The organism is Caballeronia sordidicola (assembly GCF_000729995.1).
Classification (GTDB): domain Bacteria; phylum Pseudomonadota; class Gammaproteobacteria; order Burkholderiales; family Burkholderiaceae; genus Caballeronia; species Caballeronia sordidicola_A.
The window spans coordinates 220,869-236,871 of record NZ_JNFG01000214.1; the positions used below are offsets into that span (position 1 = coordinate 220,869).

Genomic DNA, 16,003 nt, shown 5'->3' on the forward strand with positions numbered 1-16,003 from the left:
GGCACGCCGGTCGCGATAACGTTGATGTCAGATCCGCTGGTTAAAGCGTCAGATGGGCGTGTCGTTGGCGACGTGATTCAGCGTGGCGCGGTCTTCGAAGTCCTTCTCCGCGCGCTTGATGAGCGTGAGAACCGCCTCTTCCGCTCCCACCGGGTCGCCTGTCTCGATTGCGACGCAAAGCGCTTCGTGCATCGGCAGCGAGCGGGCCGGACCACCGGCTATTTCGGAGCTGAGTTCGAAGCTCGTGCGCAGGATCGCTGACAGCGCGTTCTGCATCTGCTGGATGAACTGGTTGTGGCAGGCGGTGAGGATCGCACCGTGGAACGCAAGGTCGGCGGGAACGTATTCGCCGTGGCCGGCGACGGCGCGCTCCATCGCCTTGAAGGTACGCCGCACCGCGACGCGATCCTCCGCGCTCGCGCGTTTGGCAGCGAGCTTGGCCGCATTCGGCTCGATGATCAGCCGCAGCTCCATCAAATCCTGGATCAGGCCCTCGTCGATCGCGCCCGCCCGCGCGCGCCAGGTGATCACGTCCGGATCGAACAACTGCCATTGCGAGCGGGGCAGCACGATCGTGCCGTAACGCCGGCGCACTTCGAGCATGCCCTTGGCTGAAAGCGATTTCATCGTCTCGCGGATGGTGATGCGGCTTACCTGCATCTGCTCGGCGAGCACCGGCTCGGCCGGAAGAATATCCCCGGGCGCAAACTTGCCCGAGCAAATCTGCTCGCCCATCTGATTCAGGACCTGCCGGTGTAGTGTCGCCATGTTTCGCTCTCTAGATCATACGTATGATGTAGAGAAGATAGGCGGATAGATGCCGTCCCGCAATTCGGGTTGACCCGAGGTCTTTAATTTGCCGCAGACCAAACCTCCGCATTGGGCCGGTAGTTGCTTGCGGCCGAATATTGGCCAGAACAAAAGAAACACCGGTAGCGCTGCGACGACGGCTTTTACGTCGCTCTGGTCAGTTCCGAATTGCGCACGTTCATGTAACCGGCGCCGAGGACCGGTGGACCGCGGTTGTAACCCATGCCGACTGACCACGTCTGGCTGCGGGTGGCATCGCCGGCCACGCCACCGAGCCTGTACATGCCGCTCAATGAAAAGCCACCGTACCGCGTTCGTGTTGCAGAAAGGCGCGTCGATCGTGCGGCGGCTGGCATCGATGCGCAAGGGGGCGGGACGGCCTCCTCAAGGTGCGCCTCGGGCTTGACTCCGCCAGAGTCAACGACGTCATGCGATCCATCTGCTGACAGCGGCCTTTTCTCCATCTTTGATGACATGGGCAGCCGCCGTCACCATCCGGCGAGTCGAATCGTTGCTGAGACCATCTGTGCCATTGATTGCCGAACCGAATAATTCAGCTCCCGCAAGCGCAGATTGTTCGCGTCGAAGTAAGCGTCGATGGCCAGACTCTATAAACAATCTCAGCCTCGAGGGCGGGCTCCCTGGTGGCATCGCACTCGATGACGCACTCCAGTACCAACTGTGCGCCTTCACCCACCGCATCGACTGACTTCAGGGTTGCATCCAGTCGAATACTCGAGTTCACCGGCACCGGCGCCAGGAACCGTAGCCGATTGATCCCGCACTGCAAACCCAGCCCGATATCTTCGAGCAGATAGATATCGGACAGCAGCGGAATCAGCAGGCTCATGACAAGATAACTTTGGGCGATGGCTCCGCCGAACGGCCCCTGCGCAGCCTTTTCTTCGTCAACGGATATCCAGTCCCAGTCATCGGTTGCGGACGCGAACCCGTTGATCATGTCCTTACTGATTTCAACCCAACTGCTCTTGCCCAGGTTAAAGCCTGCATAGGCCTTGATTCCCTCAATACCCCTCAGCAGTATCGGCACGTTGTTCTCCCGTTATTGGTGTGCGCCCCGTTGCGAGTCCGAGGGACTATCAAGACCCGCCTTTTAACGCACCGGCGAGCCGAACGGGAGACCGGCGCGCACAGAGCGATTGCGTTGCGACCTTTCCCGCCGTCCCCGTCAGACATCATCAGGATTGCAAATGAACTGATTGCACAAAAGACGCATCCGTTATCGCATTGGTATCTGATTTGCAAATGCATGTGGACCACCTTGATCGAAGTCTGATCGGATTTGCGCATCGCCTTAGCCTTCGAACGACTCCCCGTTACTATCTCCAAGTACGGGTGCCGGCCGGCGCGGTTTCAGCAAATGCCCGTTGAAGCGGGCCGGATAACGGACAGCTCTGACCGTGCCGGTCGACGTTTGCAACTGCGAGTACAGCTCGTTGTGGATGACCTGTGGGTCGTTCAGATGCACGCCCGGTTCATTCACCGGTCCGGCGGGAACGTCCAGTTCGCGAAAGCGCTCGAGCCACTCCGCGGTAGTCTTCTCCTTGAGCGGCCCCGCGACTCGCTGGAAGAACGCGTGCGTCATTTCCTTGCGGTCAGTGATCTTCTTGATTTCATCTTTCCATTCCGGATGCCCGACAGCATCCAGCGTTCTGCTGAGCTGCTTGCCGGACACTGGGGAGAGCACCAGGTAACCATCACTTGTCGCAAGCACTGGCTGAGGTGCGAGCGTCACCGGGGCATCGTCATCGATAAAAGTCCGGTTATGGAACATGTCCGGGAAGTTGTAATACGACATGATGTCCAGCATCGATGTCTCGAGATGAACGGCCTTCTGTGATTTGTCGCGCGCAATAATCCCTGAAAGCGCCATTTGCGCAGCAAACACAGCGGCTACCTTGTCGGCGAGAAACGTGTTCGTCGCCCGCGGCGTACCTCCCGCGGCTTCGTAACTCAGCAAGCCGGTACGCCCCTGGATCAGCGCGTCAAATGCGGGCTCTTTCGCGAGTTCGCCGTCCGGGCCGTAGCCGGTAATGGACAGTTGTACGAGCCGCGGATTCAGTTGACTCAACTGGTCGAAGCCCAGGCCGAGCGATGCCGAAACATGAGGACGCCAGTTCTCGATATAGATATCCGCGTCGCTCAAGAGCTCCTTGAATCGCGATAGATCTTCTGGCGACTTGAGGTCCAGCACAACGCTTCTCTTGCCCCGGTTCGAATTGGTCCAGACCGTACCGACACCCTCCCAGCTATGGCCAAAATTCCGGTAAGGATCGCCGGACGGAGGCTCGACCTTGATGACGTCGGCGCCCAGGTCGGACAACATCTGCGCGCAGAACGGCCCGGAAATGTAGCTGCATGCTTCCACGACCTTGCAGCCTTCAAGGGGACGCCGGAAGTCGTCGTTCAATCCGGTTGCTAACGAAGCTGAGCTGGGTGTCATCGGTACCGCTCCTCAGATCTGTTGAATGGGGATGCCTGCACGCTCCGCCTTGTTCGGGAGCACGCCGTCGATATTTCACTTCAATGCGCGTGCCCTGCACTCGCGCGTGCCGCGGTTCGCGCCCGAAGCCGCGCCAGGGCCAGGACCGTGTCCAACATTGGCGTGCGCACGTCTGTCAGCTCGCGCACCGCCTGCAATGAGCTCTCCAGCGCTTCAAGTTCAAAAGGACGGCCGGCTTCGAGATCCTGCAGCATGGACATCTTGTGATGCGCCGCGCTTAAGGTCATTGCAATGCGCTTGTCCGCGTCCGGTCCGACGCGGATGCCGATTTGCGACGCTATCGCATCCACTTCCAGCATCATGGCCTTGACGACAGGAACGACATCGCCCGCGTCGCGCATCTCGCCCAGCGAGCCTTGGGTGAGCACCGCCGCCGGGTTCCAGCACAAGCTGTTGACGAATTTGACCCAGATCGCCGCGCGTATGTCGTCGCTGACCCTTGAGGGAATACCACTTGCCGTCAGGAGTTCGCTGAGGTCGCTTGCTCTCTTCGAATGAGTACCGTCCAGCTCGCCAATCGGGCAACCTGCCTTTGCGCCGTCCTGGGCAATCACGCCCGGCTCGATTGAATGAGCACCTATCCAGTACACGCAGCCGAGCACCTGGGAGGCGGGAAGCGCGCGCCACTGACGACCGTCAGGGTCAATGCGGGGCATTTGCCGGCCCTTGAGCGCGCCCTGCGAGCCATGGAAAAAATAGTAGGGAATGCCTGTGGTAGGCGGCAGCACGACGGTGTGGCTATCCATCAGGGTCGCTATCTGGCCTAGCGCTTCATCGACTTGATGGGCTTTGAGCGTGACCAGGATATAGTCCTGCACACCCAGTTCACCAGGGTCCGAGCACGCGTTGACGCTGACGGCAAAGTCTTCCGACGGAGTGACGATCCTGATGCCTCGTGCGCGAATGGCGTCCAGCGTCTTGCCGCGCGCGATCACGCTTACTTCGCATTGCTTGGACCGGGCGAGATGACCCGCGATGTACCCCCCAATCGCGCCGCCCCCAAAAATACACACCTTCAGCATATCGCGCTCTCTTGCAAACCTCTTGCAAACCATTTGAGAAATGCCTCGCGCTGATTCCGTCTTTCAATTCAAAACTACGGATTCCTACAAGACACCATGATGTGCAGAAGATAAGCCGCCGCGGGACGATGGAGCAAATATTAAAAAACGATGGTTCAAGCAGATCCGCCTATAGCTGTTTCAGGCTGACGCGCCGTCACCGCCTTTTCGCCCCGCCCTTCGATAAGACGCCGGAGCGTATCCGACGATGCGGCTGAATGCCGTACTGAAGGCACTATCGGAAAGATAGCCAACCGACAGCGCAATATCATTGATGGAGCGCTCGCTGTGCAGCAGCGCGTCCTTGGCGAGCGCGATTCGCCAGTTCGAAAGGTAGGTTGCGGGCGCGACGCCCACGCGTTCAGCGAACCTGCGTGCGAAGACGGCACGTGACATTCCAACCTGTTTCGCAAGCGTCGCCACCGTCCAGTGACAAGCGACATCGGCATGCATCTTCTGTAGCGCCAATGCAATATGCGGATCGGCCATGCCGCTAAACCATCCCGTGCGTTGTCCCTGCAACTGCTGTACGGGCCTGCGCAGCACTTCGACCAGCATGACCTCTACCAGCCGGCTCATCACCAGCTCCCGGCCCGGCAATTCGCACATCGCCTCCTCGCCGATGAGTTCCAGCACGCGCGTCAGGCGGCCCGCCTCTTCGTCAGACGAACGGATGTAGATAAGATCGGGCAACAACCCCGAAAGCAGCGCGGCATGTTCGGGTTCGATCTGGAAATAGCCGCCGATGAGCCGCATTGCCTCGCCGCCCGCCCCGTCGTTCCAGCGGACGTAGTCCCCTTCGCTTGCCTTGTCCGCGAGCGCGGCCAGGCGTGGCCCAACGTCCGGGTCACTCGCCAGGCTGTAGCGAGGCTTCGCGGCCAGCAACAGGTAGTCGCCCTGCCGCATCAGGAGCGCGGGCCCTGTGTCGGGCAGGAACCAGCAGTGCCCGGCCACTACGAGGCAGAAACGAGGCTCGTCCCGCGGCGGAATAGTCATTCCCCAGCGACCTTGAGCCTCGACGGTTTTCCAGAGCACCGCCTGTGGGCGCATCAACCTGACGATGTCGTTCAGAACATCCAATTGAGACGATCCGTAATGTTTCCGAGATGATCAATTATTGATCATCTCTGCGCATTTCGATAGCTTACTCAGTAGTCAATCGAACGTCCGCAAGCCTCGACTCGTTTGCCATCCGGACGGAAAAGGCATAAGTCGGACGCTGCACACGGCCCGCAAGAGGCCTTTGAAGCATGGTGGAGACAGATGAGACAACTAAAAAACACGCTCGCTGGCGTGATGACCTCGATGCGAAAAAGCATCCACAGCAAATCGGGCGTATCGACCCGGCCAACCCTCGGCTCGCCACAAACCGCAACCTCCAGACTGGGTTGGTTTGTCCGATACGTCGGTCTTGCGCTTTACATGGTCGATCCGGTTCACGGCGCCTACGATCCAGAGCTTGTTTCCGAGTATGCGAACGGCCCTGCCCCGAAGTGCGAACTTCCTCGGCAACGCTTGCCTGGATTCCGCTTGAGTCTTTTCATCAAAGCCAAAGCCCGGAAAGCCGACGAAGGAATGTGGAAATGAATATCCGCCAGCTTCAATATTTCCTGGCAGTGGCTGCTGAATTGAATTTCACTCGCGCTTCCGAGCGGGTAAACATCGCGCAGCCTGCCTTGAGTGCCCAGATTATTTCCCTGGAAGAGGAACTGGGCACAGCGCTTTTCACCCGCGAGAAACGCAAGGTTTTGCTTACGCCTGCCGGTGAGATCCTGGTGGAACACGCACAACGTGTGTTGAACACCGCCTCGGCAGCGATGGCGGCAGTTCGTGCCTCCGGACGCGGCGCGCAAGCACACCTGATGGTCGGGTCCATTTACACCGCGATCTATTGTTTCCTACCCAATACGTTGCGCCTGTTCAAAGAGCTGGCCCCGCATTCAGATGTCAGCTTGCAGGAAATGACCATCTCGCAGCAGATCAACGCGCTGAAGGAAGGTGCGATCGAAGTCGGGTTGGTACGCGGACATATCTACGACCACAGCATCGTTACCGAATTGCTCTATCGCGAGTTGCTGGTGGTGGCCGTCCCCGCCGGAAGCGAGTATGACGTGCCTGATGCGGTGGAACTCAAGGAACTCGCGACCTGGCCACTCATCGCCGTAGCACGCGGCACCGCCACGGAGCGAGGTTATGGCGACAGGATCCTGGACATGTTCGAAGATGAAAACTGCAAGCCCACCATTGCCAAGGAAGCACATGACATGCATACGTCCGCGTGTCTGGTCGCCGCGGGGATGGGCGTTGCCGTGGTGCCGGCAATCATGCAGCTTATGCAGCCGCTCGGTGTCGCCTATCGGCCGCTAAATGCGCAGACGCCAGGCGTCTCGCTATCTCTCGCATGGCACAAGGACCGCGTTCCCGCCTTGCTCGGTCCCTGGCGTGAAGCCGCCCGCGCCAATGCCGCCAAGTTGATTGAAAAACATCCGCAGCTCTTTCTGGACACTTCGCGGCAACAGGTAGTGGAGCAGGAAACATGAGCATGCGATCGCTCGGCATTGCCCATGGCCTTAAACCGCTGCGGCTCCGTCACGGCCACGGCACTGACGCAAGACTCACTGACCGCTGCTCTCCGGGACCGGGGCATCGTCCGCAAGCTGTTCGACCTTGATGGCGTGGGACGGGCATTTACGCGACGCGCCCAGCACCTTCTCGTAGAGATCCTGATCCGGATAAACCTGCAGCAGCTTGACCACACCGTCTTCATCGCGTTGATCGAATACGTCACTCGACGACAACACACACAATCCGGCGCCCACGCAGACGTCCTCATCAACCGTGATGCGCAATTTGAAATTGTATTTCGACATGCCGTAGTCTCCTGATTCGTGTTCTTGCCCATGCAGCATTCATCACCAGGTGACGGGCAATGTCTCCAATCCCTGGACAAAATGGTCCCCTTTGCCGCGGATCTGGTCTTGAGGCATGGCAAATCTCAAGGTAGGAATACGCTCGAAAAGCGAAGCGAAAACAACCTGTAGTTCGACGCGAGCCAACGGCTGGCCCAGACACTGGTGAATCCCGTAACTGAACGCGACGTGATGGTCGGCCTTTCGAGTGATATCGAATTTCTCCGGATTCTCGAACGCGGTGGCATCGTGGTTAGCACCGGAAATCAACGCGATGATCCCTTCGCCTTTGCGAATCACCTGGCCTGCAACCTCAACGTCCTCAAGCGCGACGCGAAATGCGTTGTAGTGCACGATGGTATGAAGGCGCAGCATCTCTTCGACGGCGTTGCGCAATAGCGAAGGATCATCGCGCAGAAGGTGCAGCTGGTCCGGATTGCTCAGGAAGCTGTACACGCCAAGCGCCATCTGGTTCGCGGTTGTTTCGTGCCCCGCCATCAACAGCAACTCGGCCATGACGACCAGTTCCCGGTGGCTCAGATGCCCCGGCCGGACCTGCTCGATGATCAAGCGGCTCAGCAGATCCTCCCTGTTTTCAGGATCCTTTGTGCGCTCGGTGATGAGATTGTCCAAATAGCTCAAGATACGCGCGGACGCGGCTTTAGGAACCGAGGGGTCGACATCCAGCAGGACCTTCAACCGGCTTTGCTCCTGGAAAAAACCATGATCCCCGGCAGGAACATCGAGTATCCAGGCGATGACTTCCGAGGTGAACGGCAGGAAGAGATCCTCAACCAGATTGGAGGGAGGCCCTTTACGGAGCACTTCGTCCAGCAACCGGTCAAAAATCGCTCCAATCTTCGGGCGCATCGCGCTCACCCGCTTGATCATGAACTCCTTGGTCAACATGCGGCGGAAGTGGCCGTGCTGCGGAGGGTCCATGCGAATAAACGCGGGCTCCAGATCGAGCACTGCGTTGCGCGCCGCCGAGAGACTGGGGAAACCGGCTTCGCTCGGGTTACCGCTGAAGCGGTTGTCGCCCAGCACCGCGCGAACATCATCGTAGCGAGTGCACAGCCAGGCGCTGGTTCCATCCCACATCTGCACCTGGACCAGCCCCGGTTGCTGCTGGAAATCCCTGTATTCTCGCGGCGGAAGAAAAGGGCACTGCCTCGGCATCGGAAACGAGGGCTTGTTCATAGGGCATCCCGACATTTTTCCTCCGTTCTCGTTGAACGCTTGCCGCTTCGAACCAGGACGGTGCGCAAGAAAGGCACGCCCGCGATCGAAGGGCTCAAATAGACATTTACCGGCGGGCGTCTCAGAGGCCGCCGTTGACATCCAGCGTTGCCCCGGTGATGTAGCTGGCGTCGTCGCTAACGAGGAATCCCACTGCCGCAGCAATTTCTTCAGGTTCGGCTGCACGCTGCAGTCCCGATCCGGCAATCAGCTTGTCACGAATTTCCTTCGGTACCTTTTCGCCCATGGCTGTGTTGATCGTGCCCGGCGAGACTGCGGCGACACGAATACCATGGGGCCCCAAGGGTTTGGCCAGGCTCTTGGTGAGATTGACGATCGCGGCTTTCGATCCGCCGTAATCGGGGATGCCACTGCCAACCGTCGCGACAATCGACGCGAGGTTGACGATCACGCCACCACCGCCCTTCTTGACCAGGCGCTTGGCGACTTCCTGGCTAAGGAAAAATGGCGCGCGAGTATTCACGCCATACGTGAAGTCATAGTCCGACGGTGCGATGTCGAAGAAGGTCTTGCCGTGCCATACGCCGGCATTGTTGACCAGCACACGAATCGTTCCGTATTCGGCGTCGATCGCTTCAACTGACGCCCTGATCTGTTCGTAGTCCGTTACATCACACTTGCGATACGCGTAGTCGCCTTTGCCGGAATCCGCAATATCGAACCCAATGACCGTATAGCCACGCTCGGTCAGATTCTTGCAAATCGCTTGCCCGGTCAGGCCATTGGATCCAGTGACAACCGCTACCTTGCTGGTCATGCATCACCTCTTCTCACAATATGGTTTTGGAACACATCTTCATGTCTCTCCTCTTGCAGGAGGACCCAGCCTCAAGATTCCGTCCAATGCCCACGCAGGTCCAATATTATTTAACGAGAACCTGAGACCTAATTCCTATCGTCATCGTGGAAACACTTCCTCGCCCGCGCTCAAGCAGCAGTCAAGCAGCAGGAATCGTCACGACCAAGCCGTTCAAATCAGGGGTGACTTCGATCTGGCAACTCAGGCGGCGGTTAGTACGCCAAGCGCTGGAGGCCTCCAGCATGTCCTTCTCGATATCGCAGGCCTCGCCAACGACACCTATCCAGGCCTCATCGACATAGACCTCGCAGGTGGCACAACTACACGCGCCGCCGCACTCAGCCGCGATGCCTTCAATCATATTGTCCACCGCTCCCTGCATGACGGAGCTTCCGACGGGAACCTCCACCTCGAAAGTTTTACCGTTGGAATGGAGATAGTTGATTACGGGCATTGCAGATTCCTCTCATTGCATAGTCAGGTAGACACATCGCTCCGGGCGCCGTCGAGCAACGCCTTCAGTGCGATGCTCTCGTTGGCCAACTGCTCGGGCGTAACCTCGATGCCCTCCGAGATCAGCTTTTTGCTGACCATGAACTCCTGAGGACGATTCACACAATCTGCGGCAAGCAGCTTTCCCATTTTCAGGTAGAAGGCACTAAAGCTTCGCCCTACTGAACGGTCACCTCTCACCACCACCTGATCGTAGCCCTGGTTCAATCCGGCAATTTGTAGCTTGATATCGTATTGATCTGACCAGAACCACGGTAACGCGGCGTAAGGTTTCTCCTTGCCGCATAACGTGGCGGCGGCGCTTTTTGCCTGCTCCGTTGCGTTGGGTACCGACTCGAGCCGGATATAGCCATAGAACGGAGACGGATGCATCGTGCAGTCACCGGCCGCGACAATATCCGGGTCTGACGTACGAGCAAACGCGTCCACCAGGATTCCGTTGTCGGTGGCTAGCTCCGCTGTAGTCGCCAGTTCAACATTGGGCGTAACGCCGACGCCAATAATCACCAGGTCCACGGGAAAGTGGGTACCGTCAACGCAGACGACCCTCTCAACGCGGGAGTCTCCTTCGAACCCGCTAACCGCCATGCTGGTACGAATGTCGACGCCCTCTTCGCCATGCACGCGTTGAAAAAACTCGGAAACCTGTTGTGCCGTGACTCGTGCCAACACTCGGGGCGCCATTTCCAGCACCGTGACATGCATGCCGAGTTTGTTCAGTACTGCGGTCGTCTCTAGACCGATATAACCACCACCCACAATAACGGCGCGGCCATCGGGCCGTACGTCCGCCTTGATGCGATTGATGTCCTCAATATTGCGAAGATAGTGGACACCGGCCAGAGTCGATCCTGGCAGGGTGACGGTCTGCACCCGCGTACCGGTACAGATCGCCAGTTTTCCATAGGCGAGCTCTTCGCCGCCACGTAAGGTGATGGTTTTCCTGCTCCGATTGATCGACTCGACGAGCTCGCCCAGGCGGAATTCAATGCCGAACCGCGTATACGCATCCGCTGAGCGAATCAGCAGATCGTGCGCGGTCTTTTCTCCTGACAGGTACGCCTTTGAAAGTGGCGGCCGGTGATACGGAAGACAGGACTCTTGACCGATAACCAGGATCGGACCCGGCCATCCCTCCTGGCGCAAACTGGGAGCCAACTGAGCGGCTGCATGACTCGCGCCGATGATGATGCACGTCTCGTGCATGGGATGATCCTCCTTCCGTCTGACCCGCTCTGCCGGTTCAACGAATGCGTGGGCTGACTATTTACCGGTCCTGCCCAGCTATTGACGGCCAACTCGCGCCTTTCGCCGTCAGCACTTCGCCGTTGTGCTCACCCAGCATCGGCGGCGAACGCAAGATATGCGTAGGCGTTGCGGAAAACTGGAGCGGGTTGTTGATGACTTTGAATGCACCGCCCTTGGGGTGATGCAGGGTCTTGAGCAGCGTGTCCACGACGTGCTGGTCGCTGAACACTTCCGGCCAGGTCCTGACCGCTCCGTAGATCGCGCCAGCAGCCGACAACGCCTGCTCCCACTGAGCCAGATCACGGCTGGCGAAGATCTCCGACAGGCGAGCGTCCACGGCGTCGCGGTTCGCGAGGCGGTCCTCCTTGGTTGCAAAACGCGGGTCGGTCTTGAGCTCACCCGCGCCAATGGCGTCGCACAGGATGTGCCAGAACTTGTCGTTGATCGTGATGATCATGATGTCCCGGCCGTCTGCGCTCGCGTAGGTATTGTTGGGCACAATATCCCAATGCTGGTTGCCCATGCGCACGGGCGTTTTTCCTGTCAGATCGAAGTACACATCGCGCGGCACCTGACTGAAGATGCTCGCATCGAGCATCGACAGGTCAACACGCTGCCCTTCACCCGTGCGTTCTCGCGCTTGCAACGCGACCAGAATCCCGATGGTCGCAATGAGCGCGGTCACCAGGTCGGAGAATGGAAATCCGGTCTTGAGCGGCCCGGACTCCTGCGTACCGGTCACCTGCATCACACCCGAGACGGCCTGGATGATCATGTCCAGCGCTGGCCGGTTCTTATCCGGTCCCGTGCGCCCAAATCCGGAGATCGAACAATAGACGAGGCGTGGATTGATCTTGCGCAGATCGTCATAACCCAGGCCCGCTTTATCGGTCAGACCCGGACGAAAGTTTTCGACCAGCACGTCGGCTTGCGCGGCCAGCTCGAGCGCAGCAGCTCGCCCCTCTTCGCTCTTGAGATCCAGCACGATGCCGCGTTTGTTCCGGTTGACACCAAGAAAAAACGCACCGTCGCCACCTAGTGTGGTTTCGCCCGAGCGACGAAATGGATCGCCCTCCGGTTGCTCGACCTTGATCACGTCGGCGCCCGAATCACCGAGCAGCATTGTCGCGAACGGCCCCGTCATCATCTGCGTGAAGTCGAGAATCTTCAGTCCCTGCAGCGCCGTGCTCATTCTTCTTCCTTCTTCACGTAGAACGCTTCGCGATCATGGTTTGACGCGCGCACGCCCTTGTCGCGGCGCTGCTTCATGAAGTTGTATTCGTCAGCCTCGTAGCGCACGTTGGTGGCAAGCGTGTGCAGCATGTGTCCATACGAGAACTGGCTCGTGATGCCCAGTGACTCCATCGCGAGATTGGTGGCCGCCTTGCCCATGACAATGCCGTCGCGCGGCAGACGCACGATGCGCTCGGCCCACTCCTCGCCGGCGTCGGAGAGGGAAGCACGCGGGACCACCTTGTTGACAAGGCCGTTGGCGAGGCATGTCTGTGCATCCCAGACATCAGCCATCAACAGCAGCTCGCGGGCCTTGCGCGGCCCCATCGCCATCATTTCCCAGGCGGCAAAATAGGCCGCGCCGGATAGCCCGAGTTTTTGCTCGGGATGACCCATCTTCGCCGTATCGGCTGCGATCACGAGATCCGAGGCTTCGGCAAGATATAACCCACCGCCGAGACAATAGCCCTTGACCAGCGAGAGCGTTGGTTTGAGAAATTTGAATACGCGCTCAAAGCGCTCGAGATAACGTTTGTCGTGAAGAAGGCGCGCACGCTGGCTGGGTTTGCGCGGACGGCCCTTGTCGTCATAGGTGGTCTCGCCGTACTCGTTACCCACTTCGGCCAGGTCATGCCCGGTGGTGAAGTCTTCACCCGCGCCCTGCAGGACAACCACGCGAACGTCATCATCGGCCTCGGCGAGATCGTAGCCTTCCATCAACTGATCCAACATTGCATTGGTCATTGCGTTCTTTTTCTCGGGGCGATTGATAGTGATGTACGCCCGCCCATCTTTCGCCAGGTAATCGATGCTGCCCGTCATGTCCTGTCTCCTTCGCGCTCTTCTCACGTCGAGCGCCTGCCTGATAGTGAAATGTTCAAGCCGCGAATTCCTGCTGCGGCTTGATCGCAGCCGCAACGGTTAAACGTTGAGATTGATCGCCACGGCCTTGACCTCGGTGTACATCTCTATCGCGTCGTAGCCGCGTTCGCGGCCCCAGCCCGATTGCTTGTAGCCGCCGTAGGGCAACGCTGCGTCGGGCGACGATAGCGCGTTGACATTCACGATGCCCGCCTGAAGCCGCCGGGCCATCTTGTGCGCGAAGCCCACGTTGCTCGTCCAGACGCTTGCGGCCAGACCATAGGTCGTCTCGTTGGCGGTGGCACTGATGCGGTCGAGGTCGTTGTCGTTGAATGACATTGCACACAGCACCGGTCCAAAAATCTCTTCGTCGTGAACCGCCATGCCCGGCTTCACATTCGTCAGTACCGTTGGTTGAACGAAAAATCCGCGCTCGCCTACTGTGCCCCCACCGGCGAAAAGCGTCGCGCCTTCCTCCTGGCCACGGCGGATATAACCCGTCACGCGCTCGAGTTGACGGCGGGAAATTACCGGCCCCATTTCAGTGCCGCTCTCCATGCCGTGACCAAGCTTGATGCCCTTAGCCCGTCCCGCAATGGCGTCGAGCACCTGGTCGTACACCCGTTCATGCACATAGAGTCTGGAGCCCGCCGCGCATATCTGGCCGGCGTGGAAAAAGATCGACGAGCACACGCCTGCGGCCGCGGCTTCGAGGTTCGCATCCGGAAACACGATAACCGGCGATTTGCCGCCGAGCTCAAGCGACACTCGCTTGAGGTTGCCGCTTGCTGCCTGTACGATGCGCCGCCCCGTCACGCCCGAGCCCGTAAAGGCTACCTTGTCGACCCCAGGGTGCGCAGCGATAGCGGCGCCTACAGGATCGCCGAAACCCGTGACGATATTAAGCACGCCGGGCGGGATGCCGGCTTCCAGCGCAAGTTCACCGAGGCGCAACGCGGTCAGCGGGGTCTGCTCGGAAGGCTTGAGCACGACCGTACATCCCGTTGCCAGAGCCGGCGCAATTTTCCACATCGCCATGTTGAGCGGAAAATTCCATGGGATGATCTGCCCGACCACGCCCACCGGCTCGCGCAAGGTATAGGCATGCCACTCGCCTGGCAGAGAAACGTTAGGCGTTTGGCCGCCCATCTTGGTGGTCCAGCCCGCCATATAGCGCAGCATTTCGGCAATCCCCACCACGTCGCCATTGCGGCAAAACATGAGCGGCTTGCCACTGTTGATACATTCAAGCTCGGCCAGTTCGTCGGCATTGGACTCGATCAGCGTGGCGAACCGCAACATCATCCGGGTTCTTTCAGAAGGCGTGGTCTTGCTCCAGGGTCCCTCGAACGCGCGACGTGCCGCCTCGACGGCACGATCGACATCCGACGCCGATCCTTCGGCAGCTGTAGCGATGACATCTCCCGTGGCCGGATCCAGGATGTCGGTGCGCAACCCGGAATCCGACTCGACCATGCGACCGCCAATCAACAGTTGATGCTGTCGCGAGAGAAGGCCTCGCGCGGCTTCACCCAAGCCTGGATGAAAACGTGTTGTCATATCAATTCCTTCCAATTTCACGGGGAAAACCGGGCATGGTCATCTCCCCAGCAATTGCCGGGCGATGATGAGCCGATGAATTTCGTTGGTGCCTTCAAGGATCTGGTTCAGCTTCGCGTCACGCATGAAGCGCTCGACGGGATACTCAGTCGAATAACCGTAAGAGCCATGCACCTGCACCGCCTCGAGCGCGACGTCCATCGCCACGTCAGTGACGTAGCATTTCACCATCGACGAAAGCAACGTTAGCCGGCCTGTGTCGCCGGCGTCTATCTCCTGCGTGCTGGTGTAAAGCAACGTTCGGGCTGCCTCGACTTTCATCGCCATGTCGGCGAGCTTGAACTGGATCGCCTGGAAGTCGCCGATGCGTTTTCCAAACTGCCGGCGATCCTTCGCATAGCTGATCGACTCGTCCATTGCCGCCTGTGCCAGACCGAGCGACGACGCCGCGACCGATGGCCGGTTAAGGTCAAGGATCTTCATGCATGCCTTGAAGCCGTTGCCCTCTTCGCCCAGCAAACAATCCGCATCAATCCGCATGTTCTCGAAGAAGACCTGATAGGTTGGCGAGCCGTGCCGCCCCATCTTGGTCTCTTTGCGCCCGATCTTGAGTCCTGGCGATTTCGTATCGACGAGAAACACGCTGATCCCGTCATGACCGCGTCCTTCTGCCGTCCTGGCAAACAGCAACATGTAGTGAGCTTGCGCGGCCCATGTGATCCAGCTCTTCTGCCCGTTGATCACGTAAGAGCTGCCGTCGCGGCGAGCCGTTGTACGGATAGCCGAGACATCGGAACCCGCTTCGGGCTCGGTGATCGCCACCGCCGAGATCGTGCGGCCCTTCGCCGCTTCGGGCAGGTAGCGTTGTTGCTGTGCTTCGCTGCCGAAGTGAAGCAGCGGCAGGATCAGCCCGATCGAATTGTTGGCGCACAACGTGGACGCGGCCAGGGATACCTTGCCGATTTCCTCCTTGGCGATGCACACCGACGTCAGGTCACCGCCGGGTCCGCCGTAGGCTTCAGGCACCCACATCTGCAACAGGCCCAGGTCACCGAACACTTCGACGAGCTCTTCGGGAAAGCGCTTGGTTTCCTCCATGCTCGCGACGAGCGGCCGAACCCGCTCATCGGCAACTCTGCGAACCATGTCCCGCAGCATCTCTTGTTCTTCGCTGAATTTCACACTGTTCCCCTACACTCACACTTGACCGGAGCGGCGTGCCACC

16 protein-coding genes are annotated in these 16,003 nt (G+C 59.2%); 1 reads left to right on the forward strand and 15 read right to left on the reverse strand.

Annotated elements, in window-relative coordinates; all coding sequences use genetic code 11:
- Window positions 1-48: 48 nt before the first annotated feature.
- The 6 genes from FH08_RS0145590 to FH08_RS0145615 all read right to left on the reverse strand — a co-directional run bounded on the left by FH08_RS0145590 (window position 49) and on the right by FH08_RS0145615 (window position 5,475).
- Window positions 49-768 (reverse strand): FadR/GntR family transcriptional regulator, encoded by a 720-nt coding sequence (locus FH08_RS0145590; protein ID WP_031364754.1) that lies wholly within the window; start codon window positions 766-768, stop codon window positions 49-51.
- Between the two features lie 185 nt (window positions 769-953).
- Complete coding sequence (locus tag FH08_RS52365; RefSeq protein WP_419178060.1) at window positions 954-1,094, reverse strand: hypothetical protein; 141 nt, start codon at window positions 1,092-1,094, stop codon at window positions 954-956.
- Window positions 1,095-1,363: 269 nt separating this feature from the next.
- Complete coding sequence (locus FH08_RS0145600; protein WP_051889021.1) at window positions 1,364-1,861, reverse strand: MaoC family dehydratase; 498 nt, start codon at window positions 1,859-1,861, stop codon at window positions 1,364-1,366.
- A gap of 264 nt (window positions 1,862-2,125) precedes the next feature.
- Window positions 2,126-3,274, reverse strand: coding sequence for a CaiB/BaiF CoA transferase family protein (locus FH08_RS0145605; protein ID WP_031364756.1), 1,149 nt, complete (start codon window positions 3,272-3,274; stop codon window positions 2,126-2,128).
- Window positions 3,275-3,354: 80 nt separating this feature from the next.
- Window positions 3,355-4,356 carry a ketopantoate reductase family protein gene (locus FH08_RS0145610; RefSeq protein WP_031364757.1) on the reverse strand — a complete coding sequence of 334 codons (1,002 nt, stop codon included), beginning with the start codon at window positions 4,354-4,356 and terminating at the stop codon, window positions 3,355-3,357.
- Between the two features lie 180 nt (window positions 4,357-4,536).
- Window positions 4,537-5,475, reverse strand: coding sequence for an AraC family transcriptional regulator (locus FH08_RS0145615; RefSeq protein ID WP_031364758.1), 939 nt, complete (start codon window positions 5,473-5,475; stop codon window positions 4,537-4,539).
- 170 nt (window positions 5,476-5,645) lie between these two features.
- Between FH08_RS0145615 and FH08_RS0145625 the strand changes: the two genes are divergently transcribed.
- Window positions 5,646-6,935 (forward strand): LysR substrate-binding domain-containing protein, encoded by a 1,290-nt coding sequence (locus FH08_RS0145625; RefSeq protein WP_235210717.1) that lies wholly within the window; start codon window positions 5,646-5,648, stop codon window positions 6,933-6,935.
- Between the two features lie 75 nt (window positions 6,936-7,010).
- Here the strand turns inward: FH08_RS0145625 and FH08_RS0145630 are convergent, their stop codons facing one another.
- The 9 genes from FH08_RS0145630 to FH08_RS0145670 all read right to left on the reverse strand — a co-directional run bounded on the left by FH08_RS0145630 (window position 7,011) and on the right by FH08_RS0145670 (window position 15,960).
- On the reverse strand, window positions 7,011-7,265 hold the full coding sequence (locus FH08_RS0145630; RefSeq protein ID WP_031364761.1) for a ferredoxin: 255 nt from the start codon (window positions 7,263-7,265) through the stop codon (window positions 7,011-7,013).
- A gap of 42 nt (window positions 7,266-7,307) precedes the next feature.
- The gene (locus FH08_RS0145635) at window positions 7,308-8,504 is read right to left on the reverse strand and encodes a cytochrome P450 (RefSeq protein ID WP_235210718.1); all 1,197 of its coding nucleotides are present in this window, start codon (window positions 8,502-8,504) and stop codon (window positions 7,308-7,310) included.
- 121 nt (window positions 8,505-8,625) lie between these two features.
- Window positions 8,626-9,321, reverse strand: coding sequence for an SDR family NAD(P)-dependent oxidoreductase (locus tag FH08_RS0145640; protein WP_031364763.1), 696 nt, complete (start codon window positions 9,319-9,321; stop codon window positions 8,626-8,628).
- A 181-nt stretch (window positions 9,322-9,502) separates the two neighbouring features.
- The gene (locus FH08_RS0145645; protein WP_031364764.1) at window positions 9,503-9,817 is read right to left on the reverse strand and encodes a 2Fe-2S iron-sulfur cluster-binding protein; all 315 of its coding nucleotides are present in this window, start codon (window positions 9,815-9,817) and stop codon (window positions 9,503-9,505) included.
- Window positions 9,818-9,840: 23 nt separating this feature from the next.
- Window positions 9,841-11,082 carry an NAD(P)/FAD-dependent oxidoreductase gene (locus FH08_RS0145650; RefSeq protein ID WP_031364765.1) on the reverse strand — a complete coding sequence of 414 codons (1,242 nt, stop codon included), beginning with the start codon at window positions 11,080-11,082 and terminating at the stop codon, window positions 9,841-9,843.
- 61 nt (window positions 11,083-11,143) lie between these two features.
- Window positions 11,144-12,316, reverse strand: a complete 1,173-nt coding sequence (locus FH08_RS0145655) for a CaiB/BaiF CoA transferase family protein (RefSeq protein WP_031364766.1) — start codon at window positions 12,314-12,316, stop codon at window positions 11,144-11,146.
- Window positions 12,313-13,179, reverse strand: coding sequence for an enoyl-CoA hydratase-related protein (locus FH08_RS0145660; RefSeq protein ID WP_031364767.1), 867 nt, complete (start codon window positions 13,177-13,179; stop codon window positions 12,313-12,315). Before FH08_RS0145660 ends, FH08_RS0145655 begins: the two co-directional genes overlap by 4 nt.
- A gap of 99 nt (window positions 13,180-13,278) precedes the next feature.
- Window positions 13,279-14,778, reverse strand: coding sequence for an aldehyde dehydrogenase family protein (locus FH08_RS0145665; protein ID WP_031364768.1), 1,500 nt, complete (start codon window positions 14,776-14,778; stop codon window positions 13,279-13,281).
- 39 nt (window positions 14,779-14,817) lie between these two features.
- Complete coding sequence (locus tag FH08_RS0145670) at window positions 14,818-15,960, reverse strand: acyl-CoA dehydrogenase family protein (protein WP_031364769.1); 1,143 nt, start codon at window positions 15,958-15,960, stop codon at window positions 14,818-14,820.
- Between the last annotated feature and the right edge of the window lie 43 nt (window positions 15,961-16,003).